This is a genomic window from Streptomyces sp. MnatMP-M17 (genome assembly GCF_900091995.1).
In the GTDB taxonomy this organism is placed as follows: Bacteria; Actinomycetota; Actinomycetes; order Streptomycetales; family Streptomycetaceae; genus Streptomyces.
In genome coordinates, this window is the sequence record NZ_FMDK01000120.1 from 1 (window position 1) to 10,680 (window position 10,680).

At 71.0% G+C, this 10,680-nt stretch carries 9 protein-coding genes; 1 reads left to right on the plus strand and 8 read right to left on the minus strand.

Features of this window, described 5'->3' with window-relative positions; all coding sequences use genetic code 11:
- From GA0115259_RS06450 to GA0115259_RS06485, 8 genes are all read right to left on the minus strand, one after another.
- A partial coding sequence (locus GA0115259_RS06450; protein WP_093592132.1) for a polynucleotide kinase-phosphatase occupies positions 1–2,558 on the minus strand: 2,558 nt, incomplete at its 3' end.
- Positions 2,555–4,114, minus strand: coding sequence for a 3' terminal RNA ribose 2'-O-methyltransferase Hen1 (locus GA0115259_RS06455; protein WP_093592135.1), 1,560 nt, complete (start codon positions 4,112–4,114; stop codon positions 2,555–2,557). The genes GA0115259_RS06450 and GA0115259_RS06455, both read right to left, overlap by 4 nt.
- A gap of 81 nt (positions 4,115–4,195) precedes the next feature.
- Positions 4,196–5,110 carry a homocysteine S-methyltransferase gene (mmuM, locus tag GA0115259_RS06460; protein WP_093592138.1) on the minus strand — a complete coding sequence of 305 codons (915 nt, stop codon included), beginning with the start codon at positions 5,108–5,110 and terminating at the stop codon, positions 4,196–4,198.
- A 12-nt stretch (positions 5,111–5,122) separates the two neighbouring features.
- On the minus strand, positions 5,123–6,046 hold the full coding sequence (locus GA0115259_RS06465) for an LLM class F420-dependent oxidoreductase (RefSeq protein ID WP_093592142.1): 924 nt from the start codon (positions 6,044–6,046) through the stop codon (positions 5,123–5,125).
- 4 nt (positions 6,047–6,050) lie between these two features.
- A complete protein-coding gene (locus tag GA0115259_RS06470; RefSeq protein WP_093592145.1) occupies positions 6,051–6,527 on the minus strand; it encodes a DUF6099 family protein in 477 nt (158 codons plus the stop codon).
- 150 nt (positions 6,528–6,677) lie between these two features.
- A complete protein-coding gene (locus tag GA0115259_RS06475) occupies positions 6,678–7,022 on the minus strand; it encodes a nucleotide pyrophosphohydrolase (protein WP_093592148.1) in 345 nt (114 codons plus the stop codon).
- Positions 7,023–7,067: 45 nt separating this feature from the next.
- The gene (locus GA0115259_RS06480) at positions 7,068–7,472 is read right to left on the minus strand and encodes a cell division protein SepF (protein WP_093592151.1); all 405 of its coding nucleotides are present in this window, start codon (positions 7,470–7,472) and stop codon (positions 7,068–7,070) included.
- 180 nt (positions 7,473–7,652) lie between these two features.
- Positions 7,653–9,776, minus strand: coding sequence for an amylo-alpha-1,6-glucosidase (locus tag GA0115259_RS06485; protein ID WP_093592154.1), 2,124 nt, complete (start codon positions 9,774–9,776; stop codon positions 7,653–7,655).
- A 135-nt stretch (positions 9,777–9,911) separates the two neighbouring features.
- On the opposite strand from GA0115259_RS06485, the gene GA0115259_RS06490 reads away from it, so the two are divergent.
- On the plus strand, positions 9,912–10,680 hold a 769-nt coding region (locus tag GA0115259_RS06490; RefSeq protein WP_093592158.1), incomplete at its 3' end, for a LacI family DNA-binding transcriptional regulator.

Sequence of the window (10,680 nt, forward strand, 5' to 3'; positions counted from 1 at the left end):
GCGAAGACCGCCTCATGGATCCGCCACAGCGGCTCGCCGTCCGCCAGCCGGTCCAGGGCCTCCAGACCGAGGGCGTACTCCCGCAGCGCCAACGACCGCTTGTGGCCGAGGAATCGGTTGCGCAGCCGCTGGAGATTCTCCGGGCGGGTGTACTCGGGCCCGTAGATGATCCGCAGATACTCACGGCCGCGCACCTTGATGCCCGGCTGTACGAGCCGTCCCTTCTCGTCCCGTACCAGCGCCGCGAGCGGCTTGACGACCATGCCCTCGCCGCCGCGCTCCGTCATCTCCAGCCACCAGTCGGTCCCGCTGCGGACCGATGCCTCGTCGCCCGTGTCGACAATGAGCCGCCGGGTGACCTGGAGCAGCCCGGTCGGATCGTGCTCGACCAGCAGGTCCAGCCAGGCGAGCTGCTGGTCGTGCGGGACTCCGGCGAGGCTGCGGCCCTGGACGGCGAGGAGCTGGAACGGCGCGAGACGCACTCCGTCCAGTCCGTCCGTGGGCCAGCAGTAGCGCCGGTACGCCTCGGTGAACGCCGCCGCGTCGGTGGCGCGGTCGCGCTGCGTCGCCAGCAGCGGGCCGGCCTCCACGCCCCGGGACACGGCGGCTTCGAGTGCCCGGTTCACCGCCGGGAAGGCGGCGCCCGCGGCGGCGCCGACCGCCGCGTACTGCGTGCGCAGCAGACCGGTGGCCTTGAGCGACCAGGGCATCAGCTCGGCGTCCAGCAGCAGCCAGTCCGTGTCGAGTTCCTGCCACAGCCCGGCGGCGGTGACGGCCGTGCGCAGCCGCTCCAGTATCTCCTCGGTGACCGCGAGGTCGTCGAAGAAGGGCCTGCCGGTACGGGTGTGCAGGGCGCCGGTCGGTCCGTTCACACCGAAGCGCTCGCGCGCCGCCGTCTCGTCCCGGCAGACCAGCGCCACCGCGCGCGAGCCCATGTGCTTCTCCTCGCACACGACGCGCGCGACACCGTCCGAGCGGTACTGGGCGAACGCCTCGGCCGGGTGCTCCAGGTAGTGGCCTCCGGTGGCGGCGGTCGCGTCGCGGGCCTCGGCGCCGGCGGTCGCGGTGGGTGCCATGGTGGGCGGGAGATAGGCCAGCAGCCGGGGATCGACCGCGAAGCGGCTCATGACCTCCAGCGCCGCAGCCGCGTTCTCCTCGCGCACCGCGAGCCTGCCCATGTGGCGGGTCTCCACGATCCGCTTGCCCTGCACATCGGCGAGGTCCAGCGGCCGGCCCTCCCGGCCGCCGGGCGCCTCGGTGGTCAGCGGCCTCGCCGGCTCGTACCAGACGCGCTCGGCCGGTACGTCGACCAGCTCGCGCTCCGGCCAGCGCAGCGCGGTCATCTTGCCGCCGAAGACCGCACCGGTGTCCAGACAGATGGTGTTGTTGATCCATGAGGTGTTCGGTACGGGGGTGTGGCCGTACACCACAGCCGCCCGGCCTCGGTAGTCCTCGGCCCAGGGATAGCGCACGGGCAGCCCGAACTCGTCGGTCTCGCCCGTGGTCTCGCCGTACAGGGCGTGCGAGCGGACACGGCCCGAGGTGCGGCCGTGGTACTTCTCGGGCAGACCGGCGTGACAGACGACCAGCCTGCCGCCGTCGAGCACGTAATGGCTGACCAGACCGTCGATGAACTCCCGCACCCGGGCGCGGAACGCGTCGTCCTCCTTCTCGAACTGCTCGACGGTCTCGGCAAGTCCGTGTGTGTGCTGGACCTTCCTTCCCTTGAGCCAGCGGCCGAGCTTGTTCTCGTGGTTGCCCGGTACGCACAGGGCGCCGCCGGACGCGACCATGTCCATCACCAGACGCAGCACACCCGGGCTGTCCGGGCCTCGGTCGACCAGGTCGCCGACGAAGACGGCCGTACGGCCCTCGGGATGAGCGCCGCCCTTGTAGCCCAGCCTGCCGAGCAGCGTCTCCAGCTCGGAGCGGCAGCCGTGGACGTCCCCGATGATGTCGAAGGGGCCGGTGAGATGCGTGAGGTCGTTGTAGCGGCGTTCGAGCACGACCTCGGCGGCGGCCACTTCCCGCTCACCGCGCAGGACATGCACCTTGCGGAAGCCCTCGCGTTCCAGACCGCGCAGCGAACGGCGCAGTTCGCCGCGGTGGCGTTTGATGACATGGCGCGGCATACCGGCGCGGTCGGGACGGCCGGCGTTACGCGCCGCGCAGACCTCTTCCGGCAGATCGAGGACGACCGCGACGGGCAGCACATCGTGCTCGCGCGCGATCCGTACGAGCTGCTTACGGCTCTCGGGCTGCACATTGGTCGCGTCCACGACGGTGAGCCGGCCGGCCGCGAGCCGCTTGCCGACGATGTAGTGCAGTACGTCGAAGGCGTCGCGGCTCGCGCTCTGGTCGTTCTCGTCGTCGGCGACCAGTCCACGGCAGAAGTCCGAGGAGACGATCTCGGTGGGCTTGAAGTGGCTCCTGGCGAAGGTGGACTTGCCGGAGCCGGTGGCGCCGATCAGTACGACGAGGGAAAGGTCGGGCACCGGGAGGGCGCGCGGGACGGAGTCGGCGGCGCCGCTCGTGACGGTGTCGTTCATGTCGCTCATGCGGCCTTTCCTTCCTGGTGGTGGCTCTCCTCGGGGCGGCTTTCCTGATGGCCGCTCTCCTGATGGCTGCTGAAGACGGCCATCTGTGTGGGCGGTCCCACCTCCGGATCATCCGGACCTATCGGGACATACGTGACGTCGTAGCCGTGGCGCCGGGCGACCGCGCCGGCCCAGTCGCGGAACTCCTCGCGGGTCCACTCGAAGCGGTGGTCGCCATGGCGCGTGTGCCCGGCGGGCAAGGTCTCCCAGCGGACGTTGTACTCGACATTGGGCGTGGTCACGATGACCGTACGAGGCCGTGCCGCGCCGAACACCGCGTACTCCAGGGCGGGCAGGCGCGGCAGGTCGACATGTTCGACGACCTCGCTCAGCACGGCGGCGTCGTATCCCTTGAGCCGCTTGTCCGTATAGGTGAGCGCTCCCTGTATCAGCGTGACACGGGCGGCCTGGCGCTCGCCCATCCTGTCCAGCCCGATCCGGCGCGCGGCGATGGCCAGGGCACGTACCGACACATCCACACCGACGATCCGGGTGAAGCGCGCGTCCTTCAGCAGCGCCTTGACCAGCTGGCCCTGCCCGCAGCCCAGGTCGAGCACCGTGCCCGCGCCCGTGGCGTGCAGAGCGGTCACGATCGCCTCGCGCCGCTGGTCGGCGAGCGAGGGCTCCTTCGTCACGGCGGCGCTCGCCGCGCCGTCCATGGCGTCGGCGTCGGCGGTGAGGTCGGCGTCGAGGTCGGCGGGGATCTCCTCCACGGCGTTGTCGATCGCCTCTACCCCGATGTCGTCGGCCTCGGCGAGCCGGACCAGTTCCAGGCGCTCCATGGCCTGCCTGGTCAGACTCCAGCGGCGGGCCAGATAGCGGCTGGTGATCAGCTTCTGCTCGGGATGCTCGGCCAGCCAGCCCTCGCCCGCACGCAGCAGCTTGTCCACCTCGTCGGGCGCGACCCAGTAGTGCTTGGCGTCGTCCAGCACCGGCAGCAGGACATAGAGCTGGCGCAGCGCGTCGGCGAGCCGCAGCTCGCCGTCCAGGACGAGCTGGACATAGCGCGATTCGCCCCACTGCGGGAACCGCTCGTCCAGCGCCACCGGACGTGCCTCCACGGATGTCCAGCCCAGCGGCCCGAAGAGCTTGCCGGCCAGCTCGGCGCCGCCGCGCGCGGGCACGGCGGGAATCTCGATCCGCAGCGGCAGCGGCTGTGCGGCGCGCTCGGGCAGCGCGGCGCAGACTCCGCGCAGCGCGCTCTTGAAGACCGTGCTCAGCGCGACCGCGAGGAGCGAGGAGGCCGCGTAGGGACGGTCGTTGACATACTGCGCGAGCGCCGCGTCGGGCGCGCCGCCCCGGCCCTTGCCCTTGCTCCGCCGTACCAGCGCCACGGGATCGATCTCCAGCAGCAGCGCGGCCGTACAGCGCTCGGCGGACGCCTCGGGATAGAGCACATGGGCGGTGCCATGCGCCGTGGAGAACGTCTGCGCCCGGTCGGGATGCTTGTGCAGCAGAAATCCGAGGTCGGTCGCGGGACGTTCCGGAGTGCCGGTCGTACTGATCGTCAGGAACACCCGACCGAGTATTGCCCGGGAGGACCGCCACGACCAGGGGTTTTCGTCCTGCTCGTCCTGCTCGGGTCAGGCGTGCCCTGCTCAGGTGTCCCGTAGGGTGGCCACCGCGGCGCCGAGCCGGGCGATCTCGGCCGGGCCGACGCGGCAGCATCCGCCCACCAGCCGTGCTCCCGCCGACCGCCAGGCCGCCACCCGCGCCGGATCGAAGGTGGCATCGCCGCGCCAGTGCCGTTTCTCCGCGTCCCAGCCCTCGCCGCTGTTGGGATAGACGACGACCGGTTTGCCCGTCACCGAGGCGGCGATCTCCACGGCGCGGTCGGCGTCCACCGGCTCACAGCAGTTGATCCCCACCGCGATCACCTGACGGGCACCGGCGGCCAGGGCGAAGGCCTCGGTGAGCGGCTGCCCGGCCCGGGTGCGCTCGCCCGCGATGGAGTACGAGAGCCAGACCGGCACTCCACTGCCCTCGACGGCCCGCAGCAGCGCCTCCGCCTCGTCGGTGTCCGGCACCGTCTCCAGCGCCAGCACATCGGGACCGGCCGCCGCGAGGGCCTCGATCCTCGGCCGGTGGAAACGCTCCAGCTCCCGTACGGACAGTCCGTACCGCCCGCGGTACTCGCTGCCGTCCGCGAGCATCGCTCCGTACGGACCGACCGACGCGGCCACCCACACCTCGTGCTCCGCCGCCTCGCCCGCACGGCGCGCCAGCTCCACGCTTCCGGCCAGCAGTCCGGCCGCCTCCCGCCTTGTCACACCGCGCCGGGCGAAGCCTTCGTAGGTGGCCTGATAGCTGGAGGTGATCAGCACCCGCGCACCCGCCCGCACATACGCCGTGTGGGCCGCCTCGATCTGCTCGGGACCGTCGGCGAGGAGCCGCGCGGACCAGAGGTCGTCGGAGAGATCGCAGCCCTGTGCCATGAGCTGGTTGGAGAGACCGCCGTCGAGAACGACGGTCTCACCGGCGAGGGTGGCGGCGAGTGTGCGGGCGGGTTTCACGGCTGCTCCGGCTCAGCCGAGCTGCGACTGGACCTGTGCGGAGATCAGCTCCAGGTGGTCGAGATCGTCCAGATCGAGGACCTGGAGATAGAACCGCGAGGCACCGACCGCCGCATACCGGCCGATCTTGTCGACGACCTCGGCGGGGGAGCCCGCGAGCCCGTTCGCCTTCAGCTCGTCCACCTCACGGCCGATGGCCGCCGCGCGCTTGGCCACCTCCGCGTCGTCCTTGCCCACACAGACCACCAGCGCGTTCGAGTAGACGAGCTCGTCCGCCCGACGGCCGGCGGCCTCCGCGGCGTCCCGCACCCGGCCGAACTGCCGCTCCGTGTCCTCGATGGAGGCGAACGGCATATTGAACTCGTCCGCGAACCGCGCGGTCAGCCGCGGTGTGCGCGTGGCGCCGTGCCCGCCGATCAGGATCGGCACCTTGCCCTGCGCGGGCTTGGGCAGCGCGGGCGAGTCGCTGAGCTGGTAGTACGTGCCGTCGTGGTCAAAGGTCTTACCGGCCTCCGTCGCCCAGAGCCCGGTCACAATGGCGAGCTGCTCCTCCAGCCGGTCGAACTTCTCCTTGGGGAAGGGAATGCCGTACGCCGTGTGCTCCTCCTCGAACCAGCCGGCGCCCAGGCCCAGTTCGACCCGGCCGCCGGACATCTGGTCCACCTGTGCGACCTGGATGGCCAGCACGCCAGGCAGCCGGAAGGTGGCGGCCGTCATCAGCGTGCCGAGCCGGATCCGCTCGGTCTCCCTGGCCAGCCCGGCCAAGGTGATCCAGGCGTCCGTCGGCCCCGGAAGCCCGTCGCCGGATCCCATCCGCAGATAGTGATCCGACCGGAAAAAGGCATTGAAGCCGAGGTCCTCGGTGGCCTTGGCCACGGTCAGCAAGGTCTCGTAGGTCGCCCCTTGCTGGGGCTCGGTGAAGATTCGAAGATCCATACATCTATCCTGCACCCTCGAACCGCCTGCCTCCTTCCCGCTCCCGTGCGCTCAGTCTGCGCAGCATCCCGCCCACCCGGTCGCTCGACTCGTCGGCGGCGTCGATCGCCTCGATGCACTGCCAGTACAGCCCTTCCTCGTCCGTGGCACAGGCCACCGCGACCAGCGCGATGCCCACCTCGCCCAGCAGCTCACCCAGCCCGGTCAGCGCTCCTCTCAAGTCCCGCACCCCGGAGAGCTGTCCCGCCCGTGTCCCGCCGAGACAGAGCCCCGGCTGATCCGGCGGTCCGCAGCCGCGCCCGCCCGCCTCGCCCAGCTCCCGCGCCTCGCCTCTCAGCTCCTGTGGTCCGCTCAAGGCCAGCCGGTGGCCGATCGCCTGCGCGAGGGCCTGCGCCTGGCAGGCCTCCGCGATCACATCCAGCGCCTCCGCGCTCCCCGCCAGGGCATGCCGGCTCACTCCGATGAGCCGTTCCGCATCCATGCACAGCCCCCGTTCATACGACAATCCTGCCCGCTCACTCCACTACCCAGAGTGAGGGAATGGCGACAGAAAGGCCAGAGCAATGCGGAAATCTCTGGACAGCGAGCTCAATGTGTATAACTCAATCACTCCGTAGAGTGACGATCATGGTCAATCGGGCCCCGTCGAGGGACGCTTGGGCGGAAAGCGGACCTCATTCCGGTCGATCTTGGCCGCGAGCGCCGTGAGCGCGTCGATGCCCAGCACCTCGCAGAGCTGGAGCAGATAGGCGAGCACATCGGCGACCTCGTCGGTCACCCGGTGGGCCGACCCGGGATCCTCCATCACCCGTGCCGACTGCTCGGGCGTCAACCACTGGAAGATCTCCAGCAGTTCCGAGGCCTCGACGCTGAGCGCCGCCGCCAGGTTCTTGGGCGTGTGGTAGGGCTCCCAGTCGCGGGCCGCCGCGAACTCGGCCAGCCTGCGCTGCAATCCAGCTACGTCGTGTTCCGTCACGCGTTCAGGTCTACCACCGTCGTCCGTTCCGTCCGGGCGGCCTCCCTACGACCGGGGGACGGCCTCCGCCGCGATGCCCTCGACCTCCGTGCCGATCGGCGCCAGCAGGAAGACATTCCTGTCCACCCGGTGCATCCCGCTGCCGAGACCGAAGACGACTCCGCTGCTGAAATCCAGGATGCGCTTGGCCACGTCCGGCTCCGCACCGGTCAGATCGAGCAGCACCGGAATCCGCGCGATCAGATGGTCGGCCACCTCCCGCGCGTCACCGAACACCTGCACCCGCAGGACGATGAAGCGCCGGTTCTCGGCCGCGTAGTCGCGTGTGACGGCCCGGTGGTCGACCCGGGAGGGCCACTCGTCGCGGCCACGCAGCGGGACGACCTGGGCCAGGCCCTCCCACTGCTCGTCGGTGGCGTCGAACTCGCCGTATCTGCCGTACCTGCTCACCGGACCACCCCGCCCCTGCGCTGAGTCTGCATCCGGCCATCCTCTCGTCCCTCACTCGTTCGGCCCAACAGCGACACGGCCCGGCCGACGACAGAAACCGGCGGGACTCCGGCCGCGGCCGGAGTCCCGTCCGCTCACGGGGACATCCCTCCCGGCGCAGGCGCGGGGGCAGGGGCTCCCTCAACGCGGCGTCGGGTACTCCCTCTTCACCTCCAGACCGGCCGGCGCCTCGATATGCGCCGTACCGTCCGCGTCGACCGAGATGTCCAGCCGTCCGCCTGCGACATCGAGGCCCGTCACCGTCAGCGGCCGGTACGCCTCGGCGAACCCGGGTGCGACGGTGAGCGTGCCGCCGGGCACATCGGCGCTGAGTCCCAGCACGGACTGGAGCACCAGTACGGACGAGGCCGCCGCCCAGGCCTGCGGACGGCAGGACGCCGGATACGGCGCCGGCCAGGCGTCGGTCGCCGCGCCATGGCCGGCGAAGAGCTCGGGCAGGCGCGCCTCGAAGCCCGCGGACGCGGTCAGCAGACCCGCCGAGAGCGACGCGGCCTCGGCCGGGAATCCGGCCCTGACCAGACCGTGTACGGCGATCGCGGTGTCGTGCGGCCAGATGGAACCGATGTGATAGCCGTACGGGTTGTAGCCCACGGAGTCGCTGCTCAGTGTGCGCAGCCCATGCCCCGAGTCGAGATCGGGAGCGCTGAGCCGGGCGGCCAGCAGCGCGCTCTCCTCCTGGTTGAGCAGACCCGTGCCCAGCAGATGGCCGAAGCCCGAGGTGACCGAATCCACCGGCTTCCTGTCGCGGTCGAGGGCGACGGCCGGATAGGCACCGCGCTCGTCCTCCACCCAGAAGTGGGCGCGGAACCGGTCGCGCAGCAGCGCGGCCCACTCCTCCCACTCGTCGGCGCCGGGACGGCCGAAGGCGCGCAGCAGCGCGGCGCCGCCGCGGGCCGCCTCATAGGCGTACGCCTGGACCTCGCACAGTGCGATCGGGGCGTTGGCCAGCCGGCCGTCGCGGTGCCGGATGGCATCGCCCGAGTCCTTCCAGCCCTGATTGGCCAGGCCCCGTCCGGTGAGGTCGATGTACTTCAGGAAGCCGTCGCCGTCCGCGTCGCCGTGGTCGCGCATCCAGGCGAGCGCGGACTCGGCGTTCGGCAGGAGCTGTTCGACCTGCTCGGGCGCGAGGCCCCAGCGCCAGGAGTCGTGCAGCAGGGTGATCCAGAGCGGAGTGGCGTCGACCGTGCCGTAGTAACTGGGCGGCAGGGAGAAGCCGTCGTGGAACTCCTGGGCGGCCCGGCGCACTTCGTGCAGGATCTTGCCGGGCTGCTCCTGGGTGTCCGGATCGGACGCGGTGCCCTGGCGGCGGGCGAGCGTACGCAGCGTACCGGCGGCGAGTCCGGTGCCCAGCGGCAGCAGCATCCGGGCGGCCCAGAGGGAGTCGCGGCCGAAGAGCGTGAGGAACCACGGGGCTCCCGCGGCCAGGAACTGGTCCTCGGGCGCCTCGGAGTCGGTCAGCCGCAGCCGGTCGAGATCGGCGGCCGACTGGCTGATCCAGTGGTCGAAGCGCCGGTCGGCGCTGCGCAGCGCCGGGACGCGCCAGGGCAGGCTGTCCGACGGCGGCGCCGGGAACTGGTCGCCGTCCTCGTGAGCGGCGTCACAGCGCAGTACGGCGGTCCAGCTCGCGCCGGGCGCCAGCTCGATCTCGTACTCCAGCCGGCCGGCCGCCGCGTCGACGGCGGTGGGCTTCGGCGTGGAGACGAGCCGCACGGCGAAGACTCCTCGCGACCAGTCGAGTCCGCCCGCGAAGGCGGTGGCGGTGACTGTGGGCTGTGTCTCCCCGGTCTTGACGCGTTCCATCAGCGCGAGATCGGTGGCGGCGGTCACGATCAGCCGGAAACGGACATTCTGCCGCCCGGCGTTGATGACTTCCAGAGTCTCCTCCAGCCGCCCGGGAGTGACGGCCCGGCGCCGGTGCAGGCTGACGGCGGGATCCGCGGTGTCCTCGCCGAGACCGCGCAGCACGGCGCGGAAGGCGGCCCGGTCGGCACCGTCAAGGGCTCCGCGTACCGGTGCGATCGCGATGCCGTCGGCCACCACGGTGAGCCGGGCCAGCGCTCTGCTGTCGCCGTGGTAGAAGCCGTCGGCGCCGCCGTCGATCTGACCGTCCGCGTGCGAGATCGCGAAGCTCGGCGCGTGGAGCGTCACACAGGCGTCGTGCAGAAACGGCTGGAGGCCTTCGGCCGTGGGGCCGGCCCCCGCGACGGAGTTCGTTATGTCGTGGGTCTTGACAGTTGTATCCAACAGAGCAGAACCTCTCAGGCATTGGAGCGTTCCAAGAACCCTAACGACGACCTCAGGCCGTTGACAATGGCATTAGAACGCTCCAATAAACTCGACCGAACTTACTTTGCACACGACCGGCTTCCGGAGACACCCATGCCCCGCTCCCCCGACACCTCCTCGGCCAAGGCCGGTCCGGTGACTCTGGCCATGGTCGCGCGACGGGCCGGAGTCTCTCCGCAAACCGTGTCAAATGCCCTCAATTCACCCGGATTGCTGCGTCCTGAGACGCTGGAACGCGTCCGGCGCACCATCGACGAGATGGGCTACCGTCCGCACCGGGCCGCGCAGACGCTCCGTACCCGCTCCAGCAAACTCATCGGTTACGGCATACGCCCGACGCCGCCCGGCACCTCGGCGCCGGTCATGGACCGGTTCCTGCACGCGCTGTCGCAGACCGCCGACGAGGCGGGCTACCGGATACTGCTGTTCGCCTCGCCTCCCGGCACCACTGGCCTGGAGGGCTACGAGGAGCTGCTCGACCTGCACAGCGTCGACGGCTTCGTGCTCAGCGGCACCGACCGCGGCGACCAGCGCCAGGCCTGGCTCGCCAAGCGCGGAGTGCCCTTCGTGGGCTTCGGCCGGATGTGGTCGAACCGTCAGATAGGCGACTGGGCGGATGTCGACGGCGCCTCGGGCACGGACGCCGCCGTGGACCATCTCGTCGGTCTGGGACACCGGAAGATCGCGTTCCTCGGCTGGCCGCGCGGCTCGGGCGTCGGTGACGACCGCGCCGAGGGCTGGCAGCGCGCCATGCGCCGGCACGGCCTTCCGATACGCGGCAGGCGCGCGCAGAGCGTTGACGACATCGGCTCGGCGCAGGCCGCCGCGGGTCCGCTGCTGGACGCGGGCGCCACGGCCGTGA